Below are 24,933 nucleotides of genomic sequence, written 5' to 3'. Positions count from 1 at the left end.
TGTTTATTGAAATGCAAATGAGAACTATACGCATTATACATGCATTAGCAAGTGTAACCGCGTTCATGAGGAGGTTTGGCGAGAAGAGAGGGGAATAACCACTCCGTTTCGGGAGTGGCTGCAATGACGTTATTTTTTCTTGTAGATATTGGCCGTACCGTGAATTTTATTGTTGGTGTTCCCTGACGTGAGCACCAGGACATCCGCGCCTTTCTTATCGGCTTTCTCAATCAGTTCTTTTTTTGCATCATCAATCGATACTTCATTCGAGGTGTTTACCGTACCGATTTTTTTATACTGAGACGCAACTTTCTTGAACTCGCTTTTAGTCAGCAACTGAGCAGCAAAAGCATTGGTCGTAAACAGTAACGCCGTTCCCAACAAAATAGCAGTCGTCTTTTTCATAACCTTTTTCCTTGAGATTAATCAGCAACTACGAAAAACCTCACGCAGTGTGGTGAGGTTTTATGAGCATGGTAGAGAATCTCAGGAAATGCCATACGCTCGGGAAAATTCTTTTATAACAACCCGTTGCATGAAATTACTAACGAATATTAAGAATATTCGAATACACGCGCGGTACCAGCAATATCAATGCGTACCGCCGTGCCCGGGTTCCATCCTGGCTGGCTGACGGTCTTCAGAATCACGGGCTGCTGTTGCCCGGCTAATCCCAGAGTGAGCGTCGACAGCTGGCCGGTGAAGTCCACATCAAGAATTGAGATCGGGCTTTCATGCGCTGCACATGCCGTCACGCGTAATTGTTCGGGGCGCATCATTACCCTGCCCTGTCCTGTCGCCTGCGCGTTGTCCGTCGGCACTTCACCCAGTGCGCACACCGCATACCCGCCAGCGAGCTGGGCAGGCAGGATCACGGCATCGCCAAGAAACAGCGCCGTCTCTTCGTCAACGGGACGGGTGTAGACGTCATAAGGCGTGCCGACCTGCGTGAAGCGTCCGGAGCGCATGACGGCAACCTGCGTGGCAAAAGACAACGCTTCGTTCTGATCGTGGGTGACCAGAATCGAGGCCACGCCCGCTTCGGCCAGCAGATCGGCCGTTGCCTTACGCGTCATGGCGCGCAGGCCGGTATCCAGCGCCGAGAACGGTTCATCCAGCAGCATCAGTGAAGGACGCTGGGCCAGCGCGCGGGCAAGCGCCACGCGCTGCTGCTGTCCGCCGGAAATCTCGTGGGGCCAGTGGGTTGCGAGCTGCCTGTCCAGAGAAACCATCTCCATCAGCGTATCAACGCGCTGGCGCCTCTCGTGGCGGGTGCCGTCCAGCCCCCAGGCGATGTTGTCTGCCACGTTGAGGTGCGGGAACAGCGCGCCCTCCTGAGGCACAAAACCGATCCGGCGCAGGTGGGCGGGAACAAAACTGTTTTCATCAAACAGCGTTCTCCCCTGCATGACAATGCGCCCGGTGTCAGGCGTTTCGAACCCGGCAAGAATACGCAGCAGCGTGGTTTTCCCCGACCCGGACGGCCCGACAATCGCCGTCCTGCTCCCCTGCGCAACGCTCAGGTTTAAGCTGTCGAGCACCTGCACATCAGAAAATGATTTAGAAATGGCGGTTAATTCAAGCATGTCATAGCCCTGCAATTTTTTTCGACTGCATATAGAGAATGGCGGTCAGCGGGAGTGAAATCAGGATCATCAGCATCGCGTAAGGCGCGGCGGCCACATAGTCAATCTCGCTGGTCAACGCCCAGAATCCGGTGGAGAGCGTGCGCGTGCCCAGCGGAGAGAGCAGCAGCGTGGCAGTCAACTCATTGCTGACGCCGAGGAAAACCAGCGCAGCTCCCGCCGCCGCACCCGGCGCGGCCAGCCGCATCGTGACGCTCCAGAGCGCCTTCGCGGGCGTGCTGCCCAGGCTGCGCGCCACGTTCTCCAGTTCGACCGGCGCCTGCGCAATCCCCGCCCGCAGGTTGATGAGCGCGCGGGGCATAAACATCAGCAGGTAGGCCAGGAACAGGGTAATTTCCGTCTGGTAAATGGGGCGGGCGTAATGAATGGTGACGGTGACCAGCGCCAGCGCCGTGACAATGCCCGGCAGCGAGCTGGTGATATAGATGCACCCTTCCAGCATCCGGAAGATGCGGTGCGGATAGCGGATACCGAGCCACGCGATGGGGATCACGCACGCCGTCGTCAGGAGCGCACCGCCCACGCCGAGCATCAGCGTCTGGCGCAGGGAGTGCCAGAGATCGGGGTTCATCCAGTTTTGCACGCCGCCGAGCCAAATCCAGCGGCACAGGACAATTAGCGGCACGCCCAGCGCCAGCACGATCAGCACGATGAAAAACAGCTGGCCCAGCGCGGCTGCCGCAGGCTTCAGCGGCCAGCGCTTCTGCTCGCGCGCGGCCCCGGCGCCAATGCGCGCGTAGCGTGCTTTTCCGCGCGTTACGCCTTCCAGCATCAGGATAGCCAGACAGCACAAGGCCAGCACACCCGCCAGCATGTTCGCCGCCGGGCCGCTGAAGGTAGACTGGAACTGGTCATAAATTGCCGTGGTGAAGGTATCAAAGCGGATCATTACGTACAGGCCATATTCCGCCAGCAGGTGCAGCGCCACCAGCAGCGCGCCACCGCAGATAGCCAGCTTGAGCTGGGGCAGCACCACGCGGAAAAAGACTCGCCACGGCGGCGTACCCAGCGAAGCGGCGACATCTTCAAGCGTAGGGTCAAGGCGACGCAGCACCGCCGCAACCGGCATATAGATAAAGGGATAGTAGGCAAGAACGGAGAGGAACACGCCCGCGGAGAGCCCGTGCATGGACGGGACAACGCTCACCCAGGCGTAGCTTTGCACAAACGCGGGGATCGCCAGCGGGGCGACCGCCAGTGCAGACCAGATCCCCCGCCCGGCAAGCTGCGTGCGCTCGGTGAGCCAGGCGATGGCCACGCCCGTCACGATACACAGCGGAACCGCTAAAGCCGTCAGCCACAGCGTGTTGCTGAGCAGCTCAGCCACGCGCGGGCGGAACACCAGCGCCTTAATGGTTTCCCAGCCCGTCTCAATGCCAATGGCAATGATAAAACCCAAAGGCAGAAGCGCCATCAATGAAAACAATACAGCTAACGCAACCATCGGCAGTGCAGGACGCCTGCGGGCAGGCTCCTGCACTCTGTTTTTTCCGACGTCGAGACTCAGACCAGACATAAGACGTTCACTTCACTCTCAGGATCACAGCAGACCGGCTTGCGTCATCAGCTCGATAACTTTTTTACTGTTGAGCGTTGAAGGTTCAACTTTCGGCGCATCAAGATCTTTCAGCGGGACCAGTTTCGGGTTTGAGGCCGCGTTCACGCCCACCGCATACTCAAAGGCATTGTTGGTACGCAGGCTTTCCTGACCTTCTTTACCGGTAATGTATTTGATGAAGGCCTGCGCCTGTGCTTTATGCTTGCTGGACGCCAGCACGCCGCCGCCGGAGAGGCTCACAAACGCGCCCGGATCCTGGTGTTTGAAGTAGTAGAGCTGGGTGTTTTTGCTGTTTTCACCGGTTTTGGACTGATCGACAAAGCGGTAGTAGTGATAAATCACGCCGCCATCAATCTGACCGGCATTGACCGCTTTCATCACCGTGCTGTTGCCTTTATAGGCAACGAAATTGGCTTTCATCGCCTTGAGCCATTCCAGGGTGGCCTTCTCGCCTTTCAGAGCCAGCATCGCGCTCACGATGGCCTGGAAATCCGCGCCTGACGGTGATGCCGCCCAGCGGCCTTTCCACTCGGGTTTTGCCAGATCCATCAGCGATTTAGGCAGCTGCTGTTCTTTCAGCTTTTCCGGGTTATACACAAATACCGTGCTGCGGGCGGCAATGCCGATCCAGCGGCCGTGCGCCGGACGATATTCTGTCGGTACCTGCTTCAGGGTGTCTGCATCCAGCGGCGCAAACAGGTTTGCATTATCCACCAGCACCATTGACGGCGAGTTCTCCGTCAGGAATACGTCGGCCGGTGACGCGCTGCCTTCCTGAACCAGCTGATTACCCAGCTCGCTGTCATCGCCATTACGCAGAGTGACTTTAATACCGGTTTCTTTGGTAAAACCGTCAACCCACGACTTCACCAGGTTTTCGTGCTGCGCGTTATAAACAACGATACCGTCGCTGTTATCGGCGGCAACCGATTGTGTGGAAAGGAAAAGGGATGAAGACAACAAGGCAAGCGAGAAGCAGGACAGCAGGCGAGAATTCATGAACATATCCTTAATAGACCAACGGGATTAACGACTCATAGCTTTGTGGGACAGGATTAAAGCATACAACAACGCTAATGATAATTAGTATCAATCCAGTTTACGCGTAAAAGTGTAAAATATCCCTGGCGTGGCGGTTAGGATGATAAAAATCTAATTTTAAAACAGCACCAAATAAAAGATTAAGAAAACCTTAATGTTTAAAATACTCAGATTTTAATTAGCCTTCTATTTATTAATCCGTTATTTAAAAGGCGATATCAGGGTTAATAAACGGTCGATAAGGGACTCAGGAAGCAGAATGACCTTTGTCGGAAACAGGAAGAAATGAAAGCGGTGTAGGCTGAATGGTACGCCCTGTAGGATTCGAACCTACGACCTACGGCTTAGAAGGCCGTTGCTCTATCCAACTGAGCTAAGGGCGCACTGAGAAGCGTGAACTTCGCGGCGGTGAAACGCGAAGAATTATACGGTCAATGGCAGGTGAGTCAATGCCTTTTCCGTTTTCCACGGCAATTACCGCTAGCCGATTGTAAATACGGCTATTTTCTCAACATTTCCCCCTGTTTCACCGTAAAATTTAGCGCTGCGAAAAGGCTTAGTTGCATTTAAGTAACGCCTGCTGTTTTCCTCAACGTCAGCTCGTCACACTAGAGTCAGGTATCCCGGCCGCCTGGAGGCTGACAGACAACAGGACAATGGAGTGACAGCGCAAAACCTGATCGATACGCCCCGGTTACAGTACATTTCTCAGGACATCGTCGGCATTAAGCTTGAGCCCATCGTCGCCCTTTCCTCCATGCGCCAGGTTGGCGTGGAGGTCCTTAGCATTCTGTCCGACACGCGGCGCAGCGAGGACTTTTTTTGCCATCGGTCCGCAGACTGGTCGATAACGCTGCTTGAAGCACAGCTTGCCGCGTTAAAAAATACGCCGCACGGTCATAACCTTTTTATTAATCTGCCGATAACCGTCCTGACAGAGCCTGCGTCTTTTCAGCGGCTTATCCGGTTACCAGGCGCGCCGCTCAATATTGAGATTGTCGACCTCGCGTCCTTTATGGCGCTGTCCATCGCGCAAAAGCAGCATGTGGTTCAGAATCTGCAGCAGCTTAGCAGACAGGGACACGCAATCTGGCTGGATGACGTGGATGACGTCTTAGTGCAGTCGTTTTTATCCTGCCGACTCCCGTTAAGCGGCATCAAAATAGATAAGGAAGCTTTCTGGCGTTTACGCAACACCCCTGCACTGAGGCAACTGGTTTCCCTTTGCTTTCAACTGGCCGGGAAAGTGCTTATCGAAGGTATTGAGACTGAACGCGATCGTACCTGGGCACTGCAGGCAGGCGCAGATCTCGGCCAGGGGTATTACTGGCCGTCCTGGACATGGCCGGAGGATTAAAAAGCCATTTCCAGGAGGGAGACCATGCGAATGACAGTGCGCCGTTACCGGCGGCGGCGTACAGGAAGTGATGCACTGGGATTTACGCGCTCACCTTTTGCTCCCCCCTTTTTCGACCGGCTCGAATTTTTGAGCCAGTCCATCAGCCAGCCCCGCAAAACAGACGCCCCGTTCATCCTTCTGGTGACGGAGGATCACTACCTGCGCACCGGTTTTCTCAACGGGCAGTTTCCCCTGAGCAGCTGCTGCGACTACGCCACGCTGGATGACGCCCTTATCGCTCAGACCCAGTGGCCTTCAGCCCGCCTGGTCGTGGATGTTGAAAGCCGCTCCACGGGGCTTATTGAGAAACTGGATCAGTTGAGACGGCATAGCCTGTTTCCTCCGTTCCTGACGCCCTGGCTGTTAGTCCGGGCCGATAATTACGACACCCGCCTCTTCTGCAAAGCGGCAGGTCCCTTTCATGTGCTCGAACGTCAGATGAACGCCGCCGCGCTCCAGCACAGCCTGCTGGATACCCGTCCCCCGCAGGGTTCCGACAAAGACTGGTTCTCGCGCAATGAATGGCCCATCCTGCAGGAGCTCTCACGAGGTAAGTCACTGCGTCAGATTGCCCTTATGCAGAATCGTCCCTATAGCCGCATTATCTATCGTCTCAGCTGCATCCTGCTGAAGCTGGGGCTAAGCCATCGCCAGGAATTGCTGCATCTTCTTAATAACCTCTCAGACTGCACATTTTCACTCACGTCCTAACCCCTTATTTCCTAAAGCGGTTTAGGAATTTACTTACCAATTGCGTTACATAAATGTTAATTTTTAACAAAAAAATCGAATTTATAACTATTCCTAATTTATGGGCGTAAACCTTGTGAAATGCCATAAATTGAATGAACGGCAGCACTTTCCTCCATCCGTTAAGTGAATGCAGATGGCGTTAACAAGATGATAATGATGTAAAAACAAGCAGCTTAGCGACCCCGCCCAGGAGTAAAAAGCGAAGCGGGTAGCATGTTCTCCTGTGGAGCAGGCCGAGTTATCCGGGTCAACTCAAGCACTTTCAGATGAAGGTCTGGCGGCCTGCGAGGGCAATTTTTAACCTCACCGTCGCGGGTTCGCCACCTGAAATGACACCTCTTTTTGTTAACAACTGATCAACATACAGAGATATCTGTTATTTTTTGTTATTACATAAAGATGAAAATATGCGGTAAATGAGATAACAGGATATTTCCGCTAATTTTAAAAAAATAGCGATTCAGATCCAGAAGATAATACAAACCCATTAGCGGATATTAATTTACAGGGTTTTCGGAAAAAACTTACCCTGTATAATAAGATGCGTACCAAATCTGAATAAGAAAAATCTTTTTGCCAACACCAGCCAAATGAGATGACCGCGCTGAGGCATAGTTCTTTTCATTACGTAAACAAGGATGCTTTCGCTCTTTCCAGGGAAATACTACGGCATAGGGATCTGCACATTATATCCTTCCGGCATTTCGAGAGTTTTACGAAACTCTGCATAACGCTTTTAACAATCTGAGGCATTAAAAATGAAACCGGCATCCGTTATCATTATGGACGAACATCCTATCGTCAGAATGTCGATAGAAGTCCTGCTACAGAAAAATAAGAATATCACAGTCAAGCTCAAGTCTGGCGATAGCCATGAAGTCCTTGACTGTATCCGCAATCACCCTATCGATCTGGTGATCCTTGACATTGAAATCACGGGCACGGATGCTTTCGCTTTACTTAAGAGAATCAGAAACTTAAACAAAGACATTAAGGTTCTGTTCCTCTCGTCTAAATCAGAGATATTTTACGCAGGTCGCGCCATTCGCGCCGGGGCAAATGGCTTCGTCAGTAAGCGAAAAGATTTAGGGGAGATCTACAACGCCGTAGAGATGATCCTGATGGGCTATTCTTTTTTCCCATCGGAAACGCTGAACTTTATAAACCATTTGGGTTCAGGGAAAGGGATGGCAGTGGATATGCCATTATCGAATCGCGAGGTGACGGTATTACGGTATCTGGCGAATGGATTATCCAACAAGGAAATTGCTGAACAGTTACTATTAAGCAACAAGACCATTAGCGCGCATAAATCCAATATTTATTCCAAGCTGGGCGTGCAAAGCATCGTGGAATTAATTGATTACGCCAAAGCGCACGAGCTGCTATAACCTGAATTCACTCCCTGCAGCTTATCTGAGCTTCAGGGAGTGCGGTCAGTGCTAATTATAATTAATCATGAAGGTAGCGTCCGCATCGGCCCGTCCGGGCTGAGGGTTATCGGCAGTGGCAATATAATTGGCATAAAACGACAGAATCGCATTCCCCTGCGCATCAACCGAGACCGCCTGGCTGGCCTGCTGGAGAGCCAGACGCGTTTTATCCGCATCCCTGATCTCAACGGCAACATGGCTTGCTGTACTGGCGTCATTCAGCGCCAGCAAGCCGCTATTGCTCCCGTCGGCTTTACCCGAAAACGTAATGGACGCCGCCCCCGGCGGACAGCCGGTCAGCTTCAGCGTAAACGGCATGGGCTGCGTGCGGCTCCCCGTGGTACTGAGCTGTTTCGTGGGCCAGGTGCCCAGCGTGACGGTCTTGTCGCTGTCGCTGCCCTCGGCAACGCAGGTGAAATCGACAATATTGCCGGACATCTGAATATTGATCTCGCCCAGTGCAGTGGCTGACCACGCGTTTGCCTGAAACATCGCCAGGGCTACCGCAGCGCAATGCCATTTCCAGTTCCGCATCATTCCCCCTTAATCGTAATCCACGCGAAGATAGCCGCGAGAGGTGAAGCGGCCTTCTGCGGGTTTATTCCCGGTAATGCTCACCGGCCATACCCGAATTGCTACCTGCGCCTGCGCGCTGTCGTCCAGGCGGAACGGTATTTTGCTGTTCAGGTTGTTAGGCGTCAGAGGGGCGCCGCTATCGTTCGCTACCACAAATCCAAGATCCGGGTTATCGGAAATCAGCGCATTGCCAGAGACTTTTTCCGCCTCGATGCGCATCGTCAGATAAGCGTTGGCCTCTACGTTCGTACACTTAATGGCAATGGTTTTACTTTGCGGTGAGACTTTCTGGGGACGATTACCGGCACCCGCCTGGCTGAACAACGATGCACCGATATCGCCAAAATCGAACTCCACTACCTGCCCGGCATTTATCGCGCAGCTTTGCGGCACCTGAATGGTACCGCTATAGCTGATGGTATACACCGGCGTATTCAGTGGGTCAGATGTTGTGGTCGTCACATACACCCGAAACATGGTTTGCTGCGGGATCACCACCATATTGATAAACCGCCGCGTGACTCTCAGGCGGAAGACAAGCTTCGAGTCGGTAACCGGAAACGCCTTGTTATTCGGAACGTTAGGGTGCTGCCCCATCTGAATATAGTTGGCTGGCGGGTAGAACGTACCCGCGAAGTCATCGTGGATCTGCATTGCGCCATCAAGGTAGTCATTCAGCTGCACATACTTATAGTTATCAATCACCGTCGTTATCGGCAGACTGGTGACGTAACTACGCATCGTGGACTTCCCGCTCGTTCCTTTGGGGCAGATGGCATTTACGCCGACCAGCCCGGACTTTTGCGCAAGGGTCACAATTTGCCCCGGTTTGTTATTGGAGCTGTTAAAAACGTTTGAGAGATCGTAGGAGATATCCTTCGCCACGCCAGTGGAGTTCTGGCAAACCGTTGCCCATGCGGGCATCGCGCTGCACAGCAGCGCAAAGCTCATTACGTTGCGTAAAATGCGCATCTTTGGAACCTCGTTAACGATCACAGCTTGCCCCTGCCATGGTAATGGCCTGGTTCTGGCTTTCAGGCGACAAGCGATAGTGCGCGCGACACTGGGACTGCGCCCCGTCGCCCCACTGGATAAGCAGTTCGCCTTCCAGCGGCAGCCCGCTCAGGTAAATTTGCCCGTCATCCCCCACCATGCTAGTCACGCCGCTTTGGGTTTCACGGACCACCGCGCCGAACGGCACGGGCTGGTTGCCGCGCATCACCGTCAGCAGGGCGCGCACGCCAATGCGGGTATCGAAGCTGGCGCGCACCAGCGCGCCTTTGGTCGGCACCACGCTGCTCACGTTGTTTTCGATATCGGTGTTGTTGCTCATGGTATTGGTATCCAGCGCCACGCGGTTGTAGCGGTAGACGGTGGCATACGGCATCACCGCGTAGCCTCGCCAGTCGGTTTTCACGCCGGTCTGGTTTTCAATACTGACGCCTGATGCCCCCGGCGCTTTGATCAGCACGTTGGTGTCGCCCAGCGGCTGGCTGAAGGTCACGCCGTCGGCGTGGCCGACCACCCCGCCGGAGAGCTGCCAGTTGAGATCGTGCTGGTCGCGGGAGTAGTTGTAGCCCACGCCCAGCGTGCCGTAGGTCGCCTGCCAGTTGGCGCTCGCGCTTCCGCTTGAGCCGTTGTTGCTGGCGTGTCCCTGGGTCACGCTGTAGTTCAGGTTGCGGTCCTCCAGCAGCGTTCCGCTGACGCCGGTTTGCCAGCTTGTTTCGCCATCGCTGTTTCGACTGGCGGATGCCGTCGCGTAGGCGCGGTCAATCGCGCTGTCCCGGCGATAGCCCTGACGGGTAAAGAGGCTGAACGGCACGGAGACGTTAAACGACGCGATCCGATCGGTACCGTCTATCCCAACGGATTTGTTCCACGACCACGAGACGGAGTAGTTGATCCCCTTCACGCCTCCCGCGTAGCCCAGCTGGTACCAGAGGTTCGTCTCGTCTGTTCCCCAGTAGGTCTGCTCGCTACCGGAGACGTAGACCGAGCCGTAGTCCCCCAGCGACTGAGATACGTTGAGCTGGAAGCGGCCTTTTTTATTCCACGTCAGGTTGTGATAGCTCTGCACGTCCGGCACATCGCTATCGTTCTGGCTATCGGCATACTGATAGCCTTCCATTGAGCGCCAGGCCACATCGTCGAGGGTGTAAAACCCTTTCGTGGAGTAGCGGTAGCCCAGCAGCTGGAAGTTGGTGCCGAAGCCGTTAAGGGATTTTGCGTAGAGGAAGCGCAGAGACTGCCCTTCATGCTTGCTGTCGTCCGCGAGCTGGCTGCGGGCGTGGGTGATATCGAGCGAGACCGCCCCCCAGTCACCCAGGTTTTTCCCGGCCCCGACGGCCACCGCGGTATAGCGTGACGCCAGCTGCGTCCCGCCGTAGAGCGTGTAGCCGTTGGCAAGACCGGTAATCAGGGTGCCCTGGGTGAAGAACGGCGTATCCTGATCGCTGTTACCGCTGCGGTAATCCCCCGCGACGAGGTCGTACTTCCAGCGCCCTTCACGCTGCAGGAGCGGCACGGTGGAGTACGGCACGGTATAGCGCTGCGGGGTGCCGTCTTTCTCTTCGACCGTGACTTCCAGGTCGCCGCTTGAGGAGGTCGGGTTAAGATCGGTAATGGCAAATGCGCCCGGCTGCACGTAGCTTTGATAGATAACGTAGCCATTCTGACGCACCACCACTTTGGCGGGCGTACGGGCGATCCCGCGCACGGTCGGCGCGTAGCCCTGAAGGCTGTCCGGGTACATGCTGTCGGACGAGAAGAGCCGCCCGCCGCGGAAACCGACGCTGTCGAAGACGTCATTTCCGGTATTGCTGTCGCCCAGAACCAGTTCGCTTTTAAGCGGGATGACGGTGCGCTGCGCCCAGGTGCCAATATTCTGCCACTCGCTGTGACGCTGCCCGTTATTCTGCGTGTAGCGCCACGCGCCGTTGTTACGCAAACGCCAGGCACCATAGTTCAACCCGCTTTGCAGGTTGAGGTAATAGCTGTCGTCTTCGCTTCCCCGGTTACCGGAGAAGCTGTAGTTCACCAGCGCGGCGGGGATGCCTTCATCCCACTGTTCGGGCGGAATGTAGCCCCGGGCGCTGTTTTGCAAGGCCACCTGCGGCAGGCTGACGTCCAGACGCTGTGAGGCAAAGTTGAATACCGTTTCGCTGCCGGGTATGGCCGTGGTCAGCGGAACGCAGGTCTCGCCCTGCACCTTAGCCAGCTCGGGAAACGCCGCGACGTTGACGCCAAAGCGATCGAGCATCGCGCGCGTAATGCAGGCCGACAAACCGCCCGCCACCGGCGGCGTGTGTTCGGCCTGCTCAAAACGCACGTCCTGGGTACCGATAAACTCATCGTTACGCCAGATATCCACGCGATAAACGCCGGGTGCCTGCTGGTGTCCTTGTTCAAAGCGCGACAAATCCGCCACGCTGGCGGCGTCGTCGGACAAGAAGGCCGGGTTGAAATAACTTTCGCTCCAGCCAGCCAGCGGCCAGAGCGCAGCCATCAGCGCCAGTGCAACCGGGCAGTAACGTCTCTGGTGGTTTTTCATCGCCCTGACTCTGCTCACAGGTTGACGCTACGCGCCGGAGTGATGGCACCGTAGTCATTCACGCTCTGCCAGGAAAGCGTGCCGCCGGCACCGGCTGGCAGCACCTGCTGAGCCGAGCTTTTCGGCGCAACCATCAGGTTATCCAGCTGCTGCCCGCCCAGCTTCAGATTGACGAGGGTGATGTAATACGGAGAAGCGTTGCTGACTTTGAGATGGGTGCCCGCGCGCTCAAACCGCAGCTGGGAAAGCGCCTCTTCCGGCTGCATCGCCAGGTTGTTTGGGCGCACAAAGAGCTTGATGCGTGAGAGGATCGCCAGCTGCAGCACGTTATTGTTTTCCGTTTTCGCTTTGTTCACTGACGGGATCGCCTTCACGTTCATGTAAAAGAGCGATTCGCGATCGGCAGGGAGCGCCGGCCCGGCGTAAATAATACGCAGCGTGTTTTCACTGTTCGGCTCGCTAACAAACAGGGGCGGAGTGACGGCAAAGGTTTTTTCTTTTTGCCCGCTCGCATTTTCGATCCACGCGTTAATTAAATAGCGTTCCTGTTTGTTGCTGTTGGTGATCGCCAGCGACGTTTGCTTCGCCTCTGCCGGATAAATAACGCGCGTGGCACCCAGCGCAATACCGCCGGACGCATTTGCGCATGCAGAAACCATCATCAAAATAAACGATAAAAAAAGTCCTGGTTTAATTAGGGTATTCATCACAACCGTACCTTTAATAATGTGTTCGCAGGTGTTATGGATAAATCAACGTAAACCAGACATCCGACTGAATTTTGCCTGGCTCGAGGTGTTCGGAAATAGCCCGATAGCGGGCGCTAAAATGGAACGCGAGCTCGTGGGTATCGATCGGCAGCCAGCTGACGGCCGTGGCATTTGGAATAATCTGACGCTGCTGTTCGTCAAAGAGCGCCAGACCAACGCCGCTGCTGACAGGCGTTTCACCCGGCCGCGATGTCGCCAGAAAGACCTGCGGATCTTCTGCGGGTGTGACGCCCTGAAACTGGATCCCCACGGTGCGCGAAACATCAACGCTGCAGTCCAGCAGCCGCACGGTGAAAGGCACATTCACCGTGGAAAAACTGCCCACACCGGAAAATGAATTGGTTCGGTACTGCCCCATGTCGATGCGCATATTCTGGCTGTCGGGGGCCACGGCGCAGCCGCCGTTCACCAGTTCACCCCGGAGATGAACCTTGCCACCCTCGATCACCACGGTATGCGCCGATGCCGGGCAAGCCATCGCAAGGGTTAACAGCAGTAGTGTTCCAGTCCTTGTCATCCTTCGTTCCTGGCATTTGCGTATGACGGGCCTCGTCCCTGAGGCCTGAACATCCCTGTGCGGAGGAATTACTCGTATTTCATTACGAAGGTGGCGTCAGCGTTAGCCTGGCCCGGCTCGGTAGTGGCAGCCGTTGATTTATAACGCGCGGTGAACTGCAGGGTGTTGGTCCCTTCGATCAGCGTCTGCGCAGCAGAGAAGGTCGCGCCGTCTGGGGTCAGAACGCTGGATTTGCTGTCGAGGATCTCAATACCCACGCCTTTCGCGGTGTTGTCGTTGCTGCCGGAGGTGACGGCCAGCAGGGTTTTGTCGGTTGGGTCGATCTGACCGGTGAACGCAACGGCTGCAGTTTTGGCAACCAGCGGATCGCAATCATTCAGTTCAATGTTGAATGGAATATTAGAGGTGGTGTCGCCCACTTTGGTAAATTTCGCGGTGCGATACTGACCCAGATTAACGGTCTGCTCGGAAGAATCAGTATTTACTGAACAAGCAGCATTAACCAGCTCACCTTTAAAATGTACGGTACCGCCATTTACGGAAACCGGCGTAGCAGGATCTGCTGCATTTGCGGCACCCGCAACCAGGGCCAAAGTTGCAATAACAGTAGAAGCAATGTTGCTGAGTTTCATGTCTATTCCTTTAAAATGTAAATAACCCTTCCCGCGAATAATCGGGAATAAGAAATACGTTCAATTGAGTAATTGAAAGCTTATTTCGGAGGAGACAAAGTAGCTCAGGACGCAGTTTTTAAATATGTCAAAACACTGCCATTTCGCCAGGTCACATCCTAATCCCACCTAAGAAATTGACCATCCCCTAAGAAGGGTTTTTGCGTCTCACTGATAAAAACGCGTAAAGGGTGACTGACAGCGACGCTCGCTTCTGACAAAATACACGCCATCCCCCCTTTCAAACGTTACAGACGGAATCTTCTCTCTGATGGCAGCAAAGATTATTGACGGTAAAACGATTGCGCAGCAGGTGCGCTCTGAGGTCGCGGAAAAAGTGAAGGCGCGTAAAGCGGCAGGATTTCGCGCACCCGGGCTGGCCGTTGTGCTGGTTGGCAGCAACCCGGCATCGCAGATTTATGTCGGCAGCAAGCGCAAAGCGTGTGAAGAGGTGGGCTTCGTCTCCCGCTCTTACGATTTGCCGGAAACCACCAGCGAAGCAGAACTGCTGGAACTTATTGACACCCTGAATGCCGATAAAGAGATCGACGGTATTCTGGTTCAGCTGCCGCTGCCGGCGGGTATCGACAACGTGAAGGTGCTGGAGCGTATCGCACCGGATAAAGACGTGGACGGTTTCCATCCGTACAACGTTGGCCGCCTGTGCCAGCGTGCGCCGCGTCTGCGCCCGTGCACGCCGCGCGGGATTGTGACGCTGCTGGAGCGTTATAACATTGACACCTACGGACTCAACGCCGTGGTTATCGGCGCATCCAACATCGTGGGCCGCCCGATGAGCATGGAGCTGCTGCTGGCCGGCTGCACCACCACCGTCACCCACCGCTTCACCAAAAACCTGCGTCACCACGTCGAGAACGCCGATCTGCTGATCGTCGCGGTCGGCAAGCCGGGGTTTATTCCGGGCGAGTGGATTAAAGAGGGGGCGATCGTCGTGGACGTCGGGATCAACCGTCTGGAAAACGGCAAAGTGGTCGGCGACGTGGTGTACGAAGATGCCGCGGCTCGCGCCTCTTACATTACCCCAGTACCGGGCGGCGTAGGCCCGATGACCGTTGCAACACTGATTCAGAATACTTTGCAGGCATGCGAAGAATATCACGACGTAGAGGACGCGTAAGATGGCGACTTTTTCATTAGGTAAACACCCGCACGTTGAGCTGTGCGATCTGCTGAAGCTGGAAGGCTGGAGCGAAAGCGGCGCGCAGGCCAAAATCGTTATCGCCGACGGGCTGGTTAAAGTGGACGGCGTGGTAGAAACGCGCAAGCGCTGCAAGATTGTCGCGGGGCAGACCGTGAGCTTTGAAGGACAGAGCGTAACCGTTACGGCCTGAGCCGTTTGATGCCCGGTGGCGCTGCGCTTACCGGGCCTACGTACTGTCTCCGTTTGTAGGCCGGGTAAGGCGAAGCCGCCACCCGGCAATTTCTCTCACAATCCCCTCATACCCATCACGGTTATTTATCGATCCACTTCAAATAATCACTATTTCATCTGTTGAAACGTGAAAATTCAGTTGCGCGTTTTTCACTCTTTGCCCACGATAAGTAGAACGTTCTACTAAAACGTTCTACTTACAATAACAGCGCCAAAAAAAGCGCTACTCGGGGGAAATCAGCATGGGTCTGATATCAGGGTTTGTTAAATCGCTGTCTAAGTTATCGATGATTGGTCGCGCCTTAATGCTGCCAATTTCACTGCTTCCCGCTGCGGGCCTGCTGCTGGCCTTCGGCGATAAGTTTCATCTGCCGCTGATGATGAACGCGGGCGGGGTTATTTTTGATAACCTGCCGATGCTGTTTGCCATTGGCTCCGCCGTGGGTCTGGCGTCAGAATCCGGTATTGCGGCGCTGTCGGCGGCCGTTTCGGTGTTTGTCACGAATATCACCATCAGCACCGTGCTGAGCATCACGCCGGAAATGGCCTCCCAGGGCGGGAAATACGCCATGGTGGTCGGCATCCCGACGCTGCAGATGGGCGTCTTCGGCGGGCTGATCTGCGGTATTCTCGCGGCCTGGTGCTATAACCGCTTCCACACCATGCAGCTGCCGGAGTTCCTGGGCTTCTTCTCCGGTAAGCGCTTCGTGGCCATTGCAACGGCGTTCCTCTCGTTCCTGATGGGGCTGCTGCTGCCGTACGTCTGGCAGCATATTCAGGCCGGTATCGACGCGCTCTCCGTGGTGGTGAACGGCGATAATCAGGCGGCGTCGACCTTTATCTTTGGTCTGGTGGAACGCGCGCTGATCCCGCTCGGCCTGCACCACATCTGGTATCCGTCCTTCTGGTATTCGTTCGGGGATTACACCACCCAGGCAGGCCAGGTGATCCACGGCGACCAGACCATCTGGTTCAAGATGCTGGAAGAAGGGGTGAAATCCTTCAGCAGCGACACCTACCAGAACGCCGGTAAGTTCATGCAGGGGGAATTCCCGCTGATGCTGTTCGCGCTGCCCGCTGCGTGCCTGGCGATGTATCACGAAGCCCATACGAAGAATAAGAAAATCGCGGCCGGTATTCTGTTCTCTGCGGCGCTGACCTGCTTCCTGACGGGGATCACCGAACCGGTCGAGTTTACCTTTATCTTCGTGGCGCCGATCCTGTACGTCTTTAACGCCATCATGGCGGGTCTGGCCTACATGACCATGTATCTGCTGCATGCGCATATCGCCAAGTCATTCTCTGCGGGCTTTATCGACTATCTGTCATTCGGGATCCTGCCGTCCTTTAACGGTTACAAGACCAACTTCCTGAATGCCATTATCATCGGCATTCCAATGGGCCTGATTTATTACTTCACGTTCCGCTTTGTGATCCGTCGTTTCGACGTGAAAACGCCGGGCCGCACTGAAGTGACCGCCAACGCGGATGATAAGTCTGATTCAGAACTCGCGACCGAGATCATCTCCCTGCTGGGCGGGGCGCATAACATCGACTCCGTCGGCGCCTGTATCACCCGTCTGCGTCTGGAAGTGGCAAAAAGCGAGGCGGTGGATAAAGACGGCCTGAACGGGCTCGGCGCGCGGGGCGTGGTCTTCGTCGGCGACAACGGTATTCAGGTGATTTTCGGTGCCAGAGCACAGTTTATCGCCCAGACCATGTCCACCATGATCGGCAAATAATAAGATGCCTGATCGACACGTCTCCTGTACGCTGGGAGACGTGTTTTATCTGGCTGATAATCGGCAAATTTCAGGGAGCGGTTTTGAAGAAAGTCAGCATTATTGATGTCGCAAAGCACGCGGGCGTTTCGGTCTCAACCGTATCGCTGGTTTTGCGCCAGAAAGGGAAAATCTCAGAGGCAACGATCGAGAAGGTCAACGCTGCCATCAATACGCTGGGCTATGTTCATAACGTCGCCGCTGCCAACCTCCGCGCCAATACGTCCAATCTGATTGGCCTGATCCTCCGTGACTTTAGCGACAGTTTCTCCATCAAGGTGATGGCGAGCATCGTCCAGGATCTTGAAAAACAGGGGTATATGGTTTTTCTCGGTCAGCCTCAGAACGACTATGACCATCTTGAGCGCTGCCTGCTGTCGTTTAAGCAGCAGGGCGTCGCCGGGGTGATCTATCTGGCCTCGGATACCCGCACCGCTACCCTGCCGGAACACATTCGCCACTGCCCGCTCCCGCTGGTTGTGGTCTCTCAGTCGCTGCTGGATGAAAAATGCAATCTGGTGATGCGCGACAACCGTCAGGCGGCAAACCTCGCGGTGCGTTATCTTATCGAGCGCGGCCATCGCAATATCGCCTACATTGGCGGACGTGAAGGCTGCCTTATCCGCGAGCAGCGCCTGCTCGGTTTTCGCAGCGCGATGACGCAGAACGGACTGGTCTGGCGCGATGAATACTCTCCGGCCTGCAGCGATGACACCCTGGCCGCGGGTTTCGCCACCCGCCAGCTGCTGGAAAAGAACAACACTATCACCGCCCTGCTCTGCCACTCGCCGGATGCCATGATCGGTTCCATCTCCGGCATTCATCAGGTCGGACGGACGGTGGGTAAAGATGTGTTTCTGACGCAGCAGGTCGCGCTGGTCGGTTTCGAAGATATGCTCCACGTAAATCTCACCTCGCCGTCATTTACCTACGTGTCGTCCGCCAGCGAAGAGACGGGGCGTCAGGCTGCCGGGCTGATCATTCGCACGCTGAAGGAGCCGACGCTGCAAACCCAGCGCATTACGCTTTCCGGGCAGCTTATCGCGCGCGAGTCGGCGTAAAATCAGAATTTAGAACAGGTCTGTTAGCGCGAGATTACTGCTATATTTCCATGATTTGTCATGGATAATGTCAATGCCTACCGTTATTACGCACGCTGCTGTTCCGCTTTGTCTGGGCTTAGGCCTGGGAACCAAAGTGATTCCTCCCCGCCTGCTGTTTGCCGGGATTGTCCTCGCCATGCTGCCGGATGCCGACGTGCTGGCGTTCAAGTTCGGCGTCGCGTACGGCAATATTTTCGGCCATCGCGGCTTTACCCACTCCCTGCTGTTCGCCTTTGTGGTGCCGATACTCTGTGTACTGATTGGCCGACGATGGTTCCGGGCCAGCCTGACGCGGTGCTGGCTGTTTTTAACGGTGTCACTGCTGTCGCACAGCCTGCTGGATTCGATTACAACAGGCGGGAAAGGCGTCGGCTGGCTGTGGCCATGGTCTGATGAGCGCTTCTTTGCACCGTGGCAGGTCATTAAGGTCGCGCCGTTTGCGCTGTCGCGCTATACCACGCCGTACGGGCACCAGGTGATCGTTTCAGAACTGCTGTGGGTGTGGCTGCCGGGGGTAGTGCTGATGGGGTTGCTGTGGTGGAGGCGGAGGTAAAAGAAAAGCCGGGTGGCGGCTACGCCTTACCCGGCCTACGGTCGTGATTTTGTAGGCCCGGTAAGCGTAAGCGCCACCGGGCGTTACAGACTTACTTACGACGCCAGGTGGTGCCCTGCGGGCCATCTTCCAGAATGATGCCCATCTCGGTCAGACGGTTACGCGCCGCATCGGCCGCCGCCCAGTCTTTCGCCTGACGCGCTTCCAGACGCGCTTTGATCAACGCTTCAATTTCCGCCACTTCGCCGTCGTCCGCCTGCGCACCGCTCTGCAGGAACGCGTCCGGCTCCTGCTCCAGCAGGCCGAGCACGGAGGAGAGCTTGCGCAGATGGGACGCCAGCGCATTCGCCGCGGCCATATCTTCTGACTTCAGGCGGTTCACTTCGCGCGCCATGTCGAACAGCACGGAGTAGGCTTCCGGGGTGTTGAAATCGTCGTTCATCACCTCAACAAAGCGAGCTTCGAACGCTTCGCCACCTGCCGCAGGAACAGACCTGTCGGTCCCGCGCAGCGCGGTGTACAGACGCTCCAGCGCCGAGCGCGCCTGCTTCAGGTTCTCTTCGCTGTAGTTCAGCTGGCTGCGATAGTGGCCGGACATCAGGAAGTAGCGCACGGTTTCCGCGTCGTAATACTTCAGCACGTCGCGCACGGTGAAGAAGTTACCCAGCGATTTAGACATCTTCTCGCGGTCAACCATTACCATCCCGGAGTGCATCCAGTAGTTCACGTACTCGCCGCCGTGGGCGCAGGTGGACTGCGCGATTTCGTTTTCGTGGTGCGGGAACATCAGGTCCGAACCGCCGCCGTGAATGTCGAAGTGCTTGCCCAGCTGTTTGCAGTTCATCGCGGAACATTCAATGTGCCAGCCCGGGCGGCCTTCGCCCCACGGGGACGGCCAGCTTGGTTCACCCTCTTTGGACATTTTCCACAGCACGAAGTCCATCGGGTTACGCTTCACGTCAACCACGTCAACGCGCGCGCCGGCCTGGAGCTGATCCAGATCCTGACGGGAAAGCGAACCGTAGGTTGGGTCCGTCGGCACCGAGAACATCACGTCACCGTTGTCCGCAACGTAGGCGTGACCGCGTGCGATCAGCTTTTCGGTGATGTCGATAATTTCGTGGATATGGTGGGTCGCGCGCGGCTCGCTGTCCGGGCGCTGAATATTCAGGGCGTCAAAATCTTTGTGCATTTCGACGATCATACGGTCGACCAGCGCCACAAAGCTCTCGCCGTTCTCATTAGCACGCTTGATGATTTTATCGTCGATGTCGGTGATGTTACGCACGTATTTCAGTTTGTACCCCAGAAAACGCAGGTAGCGTGACACCACGTCGAAGGCGACAAAGGTACGGCCATGGCCAATGTGACAGAGATCGTAAACCGTAATACCACACACGTACATGCCGACTTCCCCGGCATGGATAGGTTTAAATTCCTCTTTTTGGCGCGTCATTGTATTAAAGATTTTTAACATCGAAGATTCCATGTAAACACGTGTGTGGTTGAAAACCGGGTATTCTACCCGTAATTCAAACCCGAAGCAGCACACAATGCAAGGTGATCGCATCCTGTGGTTATGCTATAACAAGCCCCTATAGATGACCCGAACGCGGGTCGACGTACCACAATAACGGAACAGGATGCAAAAATGGTTACTTTCCACACTAATCATGGCGATATCGTAATCAAAACCTTTGATGACAAAGCGCCTGAAACAGTTAAAAACTTCCTGGACTACTGCCGCGAAGGTTTCTACAACAACACCATTTTCCACCGCGTGATCAACGGTTTTATGATCCAGGGCGGCGGTTTCGAACCTGGCATGAACCAGAAAGCCACCAAAGAAGCAATCAAAAACGAAGCGAACAACGGCCTGAAAAACACCCGCGGCACGCTGGCGATGGCGCGTACTCAGGCACCTCACTCCGCTACCGCGCAGTTCTTCATTAACGTGGCTGACAACGACTTCCTGAACTTCTCCGGCGAAAGCCTGCAGGGTTGGGGCTACTGCGTATTCGCAGAAGTGGTTGAAGGTATGGACGTGGTTGACAAGATCAAAGCCGTCTCTACTGGCCGCAGCGGTATGCACCAGGACGTTCCTAAAGAAGACGTTGTGATTACAAGCGTGACCGTCAGCGAGTAATTCGTGGCGACACTCTTTATTGCGGATCTGCATCTGCAAACAGAAGAACCGGCGATAACCGCCGGTTTTCTGCGTTTTTTACGCGGTGAAGCGAAAAGCGCCGATGCGCTGTACATCCTCGGCGACCTCTTTGAAGCCTGGATTGGCGACGACGACCCTAACCCGCTGCACCGTGAAATGGCAGCCGCCATTCGCGCGCTGGTAGATTCCGGCGTCCCCTGCTACTTCATTCACGGCAACCGTGATTTCCTGATCGGCAAGCGCTACGCCCGCGAAAGCGGCATGACGCTGCTGCCGGAAGAGCAGGTGCTCGACCTCTATGGCCGCAAGGTCCTGATCATGCACGGCGACACGCTCTGCACCGACGATACCGGCTACCTGGCGTTTCGCGCCAAAGTCCACACCCCGTGGATCCAAAAGGCGTTCCTTGCGCTGCCGCTGTTTATCCGCAACCGCATCGCCGCCAGAATGCGCGCGGGCAGTAAAGCCGCCAACAGCAGCAAATCCATGACCATCATGGACGTGAACCCGCAGGCCGTGGTGAGCGTGATGGAGAAGCATGGCGTCCAGTGGTTGATCCACGGTCATACCCATCGCCCTGACGTGCATTCCCTTATCGCCAACGGAGAACCGGCCCGTCGCGTGGTATTAGGTGCCTGGCACGCCGAAGGCTCCATGGTCAAAGTCACGCCTGAGGGCGTGGAGCTGATCGCGTTTCCGTTTTAATCCCTTATCACAATTAATTCTATTTTTTTGAACGATATCGGCAAATTGTTTCGATTTTAATCAGCCCGTGGTCGGCCTATTATTTATCACATCAGGGCAAAACGCCCTATCCCAGACAAAATACTTTAGGAATACGACCATGAAATCCATCAAAACTTTCGTTGCAGTTGCTGCTCTCTCCCTGGTTTCTTTCGGTTCTTTCGCGCAGAGCGTGAGCGCAACCGCCTCTACCCTTGACCGCGCAGAAGCGAAAATTGCCGCGCAGGCCGCCGAACAGGGTGCCTCTTATAAAATTACGAGCGCGAAGGTCGACAACCGCGTTTACATGACCGCAGAACTGACTAAATAATCATTGCCGATTGACGAAAACAGACCGCCAGAACGCGGTCTGTTTTGTTATGAATTGATGGCAACAACGGCTCACCTTTTAACCGCGCAACCGTTTTCCTTGCCCGTATAACATGCTATTCTCTGTGCCCTCGAAAGCAGTGTGTTTCGCACCACAGGAGTTTTAAGACGCATGTCTTCCCGCAATAATCCGGCGCGTGTCGCCATCGTGATGGGGTCCAAAAGCGACTGGGCTACCATGCAGTTCGCCGCCGAAATCTTTGAAATCCTGAATGTTCCGCACCACGTTGAAGTGGTCTCCGCGCACCGTACACCGGACAAACTGTTCAGCTTCGCCGAAAGCGCCGAAGAGAACGGTTATGAGGTGATCATTGCCGGCGCGGGCGGCGCAGCACATCTGCCGGGCATGATTGCCGCCAAAACCCTGGTGCCGGTTCTGGGCGTCCCGGTACAAAGCGCCGCGTTAAGCGGTGTGGATAGCCTCTACTCCATCGTCCAGATGCCGCGCGGTATTCCTGTCGGCACGCTGGCGATTGGCAAAGCGGGCGCAGCGAACGCAGCCCTGCTGGCGGCGCAAATTCTTGCGACGCACGATAAAGCATTGCATCAGCGTCTGGCGGACTGGCGTAAAGCCCAGACCGACGAAGTGCTGGATAATCCGGACCCGCGGGGTGCGGCATGAAGCAGGTTTGCGTCCTCGGTAACGGCCAGCTAGGCCGCATGCTGCGTCAGGCCGGTGAGCCGCTGGGTATTGCCGTCTGGCCCGTCGGGCTGGATGCTGAACCTGAAGCCGTACCGTTTCACCAGAGCGTGATCACCGCCGAGATCGAACGCTGGCCGGAAACCGCACTGACCCGCGAGCTGGCGCGTCATAACGCCTTCGTTAACCGCGACGTCTTCCCGATTATTGCCGACCGTCTGACGCAAAAGCAGCTCTTCGACAAGCTCGGTCTGCCGACCGCGCCGTGGCAGCTCCTGTCCGATAAAAGCGAGTGGAATGATGTCTTCGCGATGCTGGGCGAGCTGGCAATCGTGAAGCGCCGCGTGGGCGGCTACGACGGCCGCGGCCAGTGGCGTCTGCGCGCGAACGACACCGCCGAGCTGCCGGACGACTGCTACGGCGAGTGCATCGTTGAGCAGGGCATCAACTTTAGCGGCGAAGTGTCGCTGGTTGGCGCGCGCGGGCACGACGGGCATACCGTTTTTTATCCGCTGACGCATAACCTGCATCAGGACGGCATTCTGCGCACCAGCGTCGCCTTCCCGCACGCCAATGCTGACCAGCAGGCGCAGGCGGAAGACATGCTCTCTGCCATCATGCACGAACTTGGGTATGTGGGCGTCATGGCGATGGAGTGCTTTATCACCCCGTCCGGTCTGCTGATCAACGAACTTGCGCCGCGCGTGCACAACAGCGGCCACTGGACCCAAAACGGCGCGTCCATCAGCCAGTTCGAGCTGCACCTGCGCGCGATCACCGACCTGCCGCTGCCGCAGCCGGTGGTGGACAGCCCGTCAGTGATGATCAACCTGATCGGCACCGATCTGAACTACGACTGGCTGAAGCTGCCGCTGGTGCATCTGCACTGGTATGACAAAGAGGTTCGCGCGGGTCGTAAGGTCGGTCACCTGAACCTGAACGACAGCGACACGGGCCGCCTGAGCGCCACCCTGGAAGCCATAGTCCCACTCCTGCCGCCGGAATATGCGAGCGGTATTGTCTGGGCACAATCAAAGCTCAAGTAAGACATCTGCGCCGGGGAGTTGACCTTCCCCTTCCCCGGCGTACAATCCCCGCCCATTGCTGCCTAGTTTTCTTCTGGAATAACCATGAACGATGGAACGGACTATCGCGCGATCCTCGCGTCTGATACCCCTTTAATCGACGTTCGCGCGCCGATCGAATTTGCCCAGGGCGCGATGCCCGCCGCCCTTAACCTGCCGTTGATGAACGACGACGAGCGCGCCGCCGTGGGCACCTGCTATAAACGCCAGGGTCCGGACGCCGCGCTGGCGCTCGGCCATAGCCTGGTGAGCGGCGAGACGCGTGAGGCACGCATCAACGCCTGGCGCGAGGCCAGCCTGGCCCATCCTGAGGGCTTTCTCTGCTGCGCGCGCGGCGGCCAGCGCTCGCATATCTCGCAGGCCTGGCTGAAAGAGGCGGGTATCGACTACCCGCTGATCCGCGGCGGCTATAAGGCCCTGCGTCAGACGGCGATTCAGGTGACCATCGAGCAGTCGCAAAAGCCGATGGTGCTTATTGGCGGCTGCACCGGAAACGGTAAAACCCTGCTGGTGAAGCAGCACGCACAGGGCATCGATCTGGAAGGGCTGGCGCACCACCGCGGTTCGTCGTTTGGCCGCACGCTCACGCCGCAGCTTTCCCAGGCCAGCTTTGAAAACCACCTTGCGGTTGAGCTATTGAAAAAAGACGCCGCGCGCTGGGTGCTGGAAGATGAGGGCCGGATGATTGGCTCCAACCACCTGCCGGAGTGCCTGCGCGACCGCATGGTTGAAGCCCCTATCGTTGTCGTCGAAGACCCGTTTGACGTCCGCCTTGAGCGCCTGCGCGAAGAGTATTTCGACCATATGTGGGCGGACTTTTCTGCTGCCTACGGCGAGGAAGCGGGCTGGAAGGAGTACAGCGAGTATCTGCATCACGGCCTGTTCGCCATTCGCCGCCGTCTGGGGCTGCAGCGGTATGCAGAATTCACCGCGCTGTTAGATGCCGCGCAGCTGGAACAGCAACGCTCTGGCAGCACGGACGCGCACTTCAGCTGGCTTGCGCCGCTGCTGAAGGACTATTACGACCCGATGTACGGCTATCAGCTGGAGAAAAAGGCGGAGAAGATTGTCTATCGCGGGACGTACGAAGAAATTGCCGAATGGCTTGATCGCTGAAAAATAAAGCCGGGTGGCGGCTACGCCTTACCCGGCCTACATGTACTTTTGTAGCCCCGGTAAGCGCA

25 protein-coding genes and 1 tRNA gene are annotated in these 24,933 nt (G+C 56.0%); 14 read left to right on the top strand and 12 right to left on the bottom strand.

Features of this window, described 5'->3' with window-relative positions:
• Nucleotides 1–129: 129 nt before the first annotated feature.
• From yahO to AB8846_RS05040, 5 genes are all read right to left on the bottom strand, one after another.
• Nucleotides 130–405, bottom strand: coding sequence for a DUF1471 family periplasmic protein YahO (gene yahO, locus AB8846_RS05060; protein WP_063145209.1), 276 nt, complete (start codon nucleotides 403–405; stop codon nucleotides 130–132).
• A gap of 149 nt (nucleotides 406–554) precedes the next feature.
• Nucleotides 555–1,586: an ABC transporter ATP-binding protein gene (locus AB8846_RS05055; protein WP_370732204.1), complete on the bottom strand. Its 1,032-nt coding sequence runs from the start codon at nucleotides 1,584–1,586 to the stop codon at nucleotides 555–557.
• 1 nt (nucleotide 1,587) lies between these two features.
• Entirely contained in the window at nucleotides 1,588–3,162 is a 1,575-nt protein-coding gene (locus AB8846_RS05050) for an ABC transporter permease (protein WP_370732203.1), read from the bottom strand.
• 24 nt (nucleotides 3,163–3,186) lie between these two features.
• Nucleotides 3,187–4,203, bottom strand: a complete 1,017-nt coding sequence (locus AB8846_RS05045; protein WP_370732202.1) for an iron ABC transporter substrate-binding protein — start codon at nucleotides 4,201–4,203, stop codon at nucleotides 3,187–3,189.
• Nucleotides 4,204–4,551: 348 nt separating this feature from the next.
• Nucleotides 4,552–4,628 (bottom strand) — tRNA-Arg (locus AB8846_RS05040).
• A 278-nt stretch (nucleotides 4,629–4,906) separates the two neighbouring features.
• Here AB8846_RS05040 and AB8846_RS05035 point away from each other — a divergent pair.
• The 3 genes from AB8846_RS05035 (at nucleotide 4,907) to fimZ (ending at nucleotide 7,788) form a co-directional block, all read left to right on the top strand.
• The gene (locus AB8846_RS05035; protein WP_370732201.1) at nucleotides 4,907–5,602 is read left to right on the top strand and encodes an EAL domain-containing protein; all 696 of its coding nucleotides are present in this window, start codon (nucleotides 4,907–4,909) and stop codon (nucleotides 5,600–5,602) included.
• A gap of 24 nt (nucleotides 5,603–5,626) precedes the next feature.
• Nucleotides 5,627–6,355: a DNA-binding response regulator gene (locus tag AB8846_RS05030; RefSeq protein ID WP_331413120.1), complete on the top strand. Its 729-nt coding sequence runs from the start codon at nucleotides 5,627–5,629 to the stop codon at nucleotides 6,353–6,355.
• A gap of 800 nt (nucleotides 6,356–7,155) precedes the next feature.
• The gene (gene fimZ / locus AB8846_RS05025) at nucleotides 7,156–7,788 is read left to right on the top strand and encodes a fimbria biosynthesis transcriptional regulator FimZ (protein WP_370732200.1); all 633 of its coding nucleotides are present in this window, start codon (nucleotides 7,156–7,158) and stop codon (nucleotides 7,786–7,788) included.
• 51 nt (nucleotides 7,789–7,839) lie between these two features.
• Here the strand turns inward: fimZ and sfmF are convergent, their stop codons facing one another.
• From sfmF to fimA, 6 genes are all read right to left on the bottom strand, one after another.
• Complete coding sequence (sfmF, locus tag AB8846_RS05020) at nucleotides 7,840–8,364, bottom strand: fimbria assembly protein (RefSeq protein WP_063145737.1); 525 nt, start codon at nucleotides 8,362–8,364, stop codon at nucleotides 7,840–7,842.
• Between the two features lie 9 nt (nucleotides 8,365–8,373).
• Nucleotides 8,374–9,378 carry a type 1 fimbria D-mannose specific adhesin FimH gene (gene fimH / locus AB8846_RS05015; protein ID WP_331413125.1) on the bottom strand — a complete coding sequence of 335 codons (1,005 nt, stop codon included), beginning with the start codon at nucleotides 9,376–9,378 and terminating at the stop codon, nucleotides 8,374–8,376.
• A gap of 13 nt (nucleotides 9,379–9,391) precedes the next feature.
• Nucleotides 9,392–11,956: a fimbrial biogenesis usher protein gene (locus AB8846_RS05010; protein WP_370732199.1), complete on the bottom strand. Its 2,565-nt coding sequence runs from the start codon at nucleotides 11,954–11,956 to the stop codon at nucleotides 9,392–9,394.
• Between the two features lie 14 nt (nucleotides 11,957–11,970).
• A complete protein-coding gene (gene fimC, locus AB8846_RS05005; RefSeq protein ID WP_063145735.1) occupies nucleotides 11,971–12,663 on the bottom strand; it encodes a type 1 fimbria chaperone FimC in 693 nt (230 codons plus the stop codon).
• A 34-nt stretch (nucleotides 12,664–12,697) separates the two neighbouring features.
• Nucleotides 12,698–13,243 (bottom strand): type 1 fimbrial protein subunit FimI, encoded by a 546-nt coding sequence (fimI, locus tag AB8846_RS05000; protein ID WP_023334770.1) that lies wholly within the window; start codon nucleotides 13,241–13,243, stop codon nucleotides 12,698–12,700.
• Between the two features lie 68 nt (nucleotides 13,244–13,311).
• Entirely contained in the window at nucleotides 13,312–13,875 is a 564-nt protein-coding gene (fimA, locus tag AB8846_RS04995; RefSeq protein WP_370732198.1) for a type 1 fimbrial major subunit FimA, read from the bottom strand.
• 310 nt (nucleotides 13,876–14,185) lie between these two features.
• Here fimA and folD point away from each other — a divergent pair, with 310 nt between their 5' ends.
• The 5 genes from folD (at nucleotide 14,186) to AB8846_RS04970 (ending at nucleotide 18,744) form a co-directional block, all read left to right on the top strand.
• The gene (folD, locus tag AB8846_RS04990; RefSeq protein WP_006809817.1) at nucleotides 14,186–15,052 is read left to right on the top strand and encodes a bifunctional methylenetetrahydrofolate dehydrogenase/methenyltetrahydrofolate cyclohydrolase FolD; all 867 of its coding nucleotides are present in this window, start codon (nucleotides 14,186–14,188) and stop codon (nucleotides 15,050–15,052) included.
• 1 nt (nucleotide 15,053) lies between these two features.
• Complete coding sequence (ybcJ, locus tag AB8846_RS04985; protein WP_023334767.1) at nucleotides 15,054–15,266, top strand: ribosome-associated protein YbcJ; 213 nt, start codon at nucleotides 15,054–15,056, stop codon at nucleotides 15,264–15,266.
• Between the two features lie 283 nt (nucleotides 15,267–15,549).
• Nucleotides 15,550–17,049, top strand: coding sequence for a PTS transporter subunit EIIC (locus tag AB8846_RS04980; RefSeq protein ID WP_063145734.1), 1,500 nt, complete (start codon nucleotides 15,550–15,552; stop codon nucleotides 17,047–17,049).
• Nucleotides 17,050–17,132: 83 nt separating this feature from the next.
• Entirely contained in the window at nucleotides 17,133–18,149 is a 1,017-nt protein-coding gene (malI, locus tag AB8846_RS04975; RefSeq protein ID WP_063145733.1) for a Mal regulon transcriptional regulator MalI, read from the top strand.
• A 73-nt stretch (nucleotides 18,150–18,222) separates the two neighbouring features.
• Nucleotides 18,223–18,744 (top strand): metal-dependent hydrolase, encoded by a 522-nt coding sequence (locus tag AB8846_RS04970; protein ID WP_331413133.1) that lies wholly within the window; start codon nucleotides 18,223–18,225, stop codon nucleotides 18,742–18,744.
• Between the two features lie 91 nt (nucleotides 18,745–18,835).
• Here the strand turns inward: AB8846_RS04970 and cysS are convergent, their stop codons facing one another.
• The gene (cysS, locus tag AB8846_RS04965; RefSeq protein ID WP_370732197.1) at nucleotides 18,836–20,221 is read right to left on the bottom strand and encodes a cysteine--tRNA ligase; all 1,386 of its coding nucleotides are present in this window, start codon (nucleotides 20,219–20,221) and stop codon (nucleotides 18,836–18,838) included.
• 174 nt (nucleotides 20,222–20,395) lie between these two features.
• Between cysS and ppiB the strand changes: the two genes are divergently transcribed.
• The 6 genes from ppiB to mnmH all read left to right on the top strand — a co-directional run bounded on the left by ppiB (nucleotide 20,396) and on the right by mnmH (nucleotide 24,865).
• Nucleotides 20,396–20,890 (top strand): peptidylprolyl isomerase B, encoded by a 495-nt coding sequence (ppiB, locus tag AB8846_RS04960; protein ID WP_023334762.1) that lies wholly within the window; start codon nucleotides 20,396–20,398, stop codon nucleotides 20,888–20,890.
• Between the two features lie 3 nt (nucleotides 20,891–20,893).
• On the top strand, nucleotides 20,894–21,616 hold the full coding sequence (gene lpxH, locus AB8846_RS04955) for a UDP-2,3-diacylglucosamine diphosphatase (RefSeq protein WP_370732196.1): 723 nt from the start codon (nucleotides 20,894–20,896) through the stop codon (nucleotides 21,614–21,616).
• A 139-nt stretch (nucleotides 21,617–21,755) separates the two neighbouring features.
• On the top strand, nucleotides 21,756–21,965 hold the full coding sequence (locus AB8846_RS04950; RefSeq protein ID WP_008499325.1) for a YdgH/BhsA/McbA-like domain containing protein: 210 nt from the start codon (nucleotides 21,756–21,758) through the stop codon (nucleotides 21,963–21,965).
• 171 nt (nucleotides 21,966–22,136) lie between these two features.
• A complete protein-coding gene (purE, locus tag AB8846_RS04945; RefSeq protein ID WP_182274008.1) occupies nucleotides 22,137–22,646 on the top strand; it encodes a 5-(carboxyamino)imidazole ribonucleotide mutase in 510 nt (169 codons plus the stop codon).
• Nucleotides 22,643–23,710, top strand: a complete 1,068-nt coding sequence (gene purK / locus AB8846_RS04940) for a 5-(carboxyamino)imidazole ribonucleotide synthase (protein WP_370732195.1) — start codon at nucleotides 22,643–22,645, stop codon at nucleotides 23,708–23,710. The genes purE and purK overlap by 4 nt, the downstream gene beginning before the upstream one ends.
• An 84-nt stretch (nucleotides 23,711–23,794) precedes the next feature.
• The gene (mnmH, locus tag AB8846_RS04935) at nucleotides 23,795–24,865 is read left to right on the top strand and encodes a tRNA 2-selenouridine(34) synthase MnmH (protein ID WP_370732194.1); all 1,071 of its coding nucleotides are present in this window, start codon (nucleotides 23,795–23,797) and stop codon (nucleotides 24,863–24,865) included.
• Nucleotides 24,866–24,933 lie beyond the last annotated feature (68 nt).

Origin of the sequence: Enterobacter sp. KB-221C9, assembly GCF_041320715.1 — a bacterium.
Classification (GTDB): Bacteria; Pseudomonadota; Gammaproteobacteria; order Enterobacterales; family Enterobacteriaceae; genus Enterobacter; species Enterobacter asburiae_D.
This window is presented reverse-complemented; position numbering and strand designations above follow the sequence as displayed.

Coding starts and splice junctions, on each gene's coding strand:
- yahO (WP_063145209.1), bottom strand. CDS start 405: ATGAAAAAGACGACTGCTATTTTGTTGGGAACGGCGTTACTGTTTACG.
- AB8846_RS05055 (WP_370732204.1), bottom strand. CDS start 1,586: ATGCTTGAATTAACCGCCATTTCTAAATCATTTTCTGATGTGCAGGTG.
- AB8846_RS05050 (WP_370732203.1), bottom strand. CDS start 3,162: ATGTCTGGTCTGAGTCTCGACGTCGGAAAAAACAGAGTGCAGGAGCCT.
- AB8846_RS05045 (WP_370732202.1), bottom strand. CDS start 4,203: ATGAATTCTCGCCTGCTGTCCTGCTTCTCGCTTGCCTTGTTGTCTTCA.
- AB8846_RS05030 (WP_331413120.1), top strand. CDS start 5,627: ATGCGAATGACAGTGCGCCGTTACCGGCGGCGGCGTACAGGAAGTGAT.
- fimZ (WP_370732200.1), top strand. CDS start 7,156: ATGAAACCGGCATCCGTTATCATTATGGACGAACATCCTATCGTCAGA.
- sfmF (WP_063145737.1), bottom strand. CDS start 8,364: ATGCGGAACTGGAAATGGCATTGCGCTGCGGTAGCCCTGGCGATGTTT.
- fimH (WP_331413125.1), bottom strand. CDS start 9,378: ATGCGCATTTTACGCAACGTAATGAGCTTTGCGCTGCTGTGCAGCGCG.
- AB8846_RS05010 (WP_370732199.1), bottom strand. CDS start 11,956: ATGAAAAACCACCAGAGACGTTACTGCCCGGTTGCACTGGCGCTGATG.
- fimC (WP_063145735.1), bottom strand. CDS start 12,663: ATGAATACCCTAATTAAACCAGGACTTTTTTTATCGTTTATTTTGATG.
- fimI (WP_023334770.1), bottom strand. CDS start 13,243: ATGACAAGGACTGGAACACTACTGCTGTTAACCCTTGCGATGGCTTGC.
- fimA (WP_370732198.1), bottom strand. CDS start 13,875: ATGAAACTCAGCAACATTGCTTCTACTGTTATTGCAACTTTGGCCCTG.
- folD (WP_006809817.1), top strand. CDS start 14,186: ATGGCAGCAAAGATTATTGACGGTAAAACGATTGCGCAGCAGGTGCGC.
- ybcJ (WP_023334767.1), top strand. CDS start 15,054: ATGGCGACTTTTTCATTAGGTAAACACCCGCACGTTGAGCTGTGCGAT.
- AB8846_RS04980 (WP_063145734.1), top strand. CDS start 15,550: ATGGGTCTGATATCAGGGTTTGTTAAATCGCTGTCTAAGTTATCGATG.
- AB8846_RS04970 (WP_331413133.1), top strand. CDS start 18,223: ATGCCTACCGTTATTACGCACGCTGCTGTTCCGCTTTGTCTGGGCTTA.
- cysS (WP_370732197.1), bottom strand. CDS start 20,221: ATGTTAAAAATCTTTAATACAATGACGCGCCAAAAAGAGGAATTTAAA.
- ppiB (WP_023334762.1), top strand. CDS start 20,396: ATGGTTACTTTCCACACTAATCATGGCGATATCGTAATCAAAACCTTT.
- AB8846_RS04950 (WP_008499325.1), top strand. CDS start 21,756: ATGAAATCCATCAAAACTTTCGTTGCAGTTGCTGCTCTCTCCCTGGTT.
- purE (WP_182274008.1), top strand. CDS start 22,137: ATGTCTTCCCGCAATAATCCGGCGCGTGTCGCCATCGTGATGGGGTCC.
- purK (WP_370732195.1), top strand. CDS start 22,643: ATGAAGCAGGTTTGCGTCCTCGGTAACGGCCAGCTAGGCCGCATGCTG.
- mnmH (WP_370732194.1), top strand. CDS start 23,795: ATGAACGATGGAACGGACTATCGCGCGATCCTCGCGTCTGATACCCCT.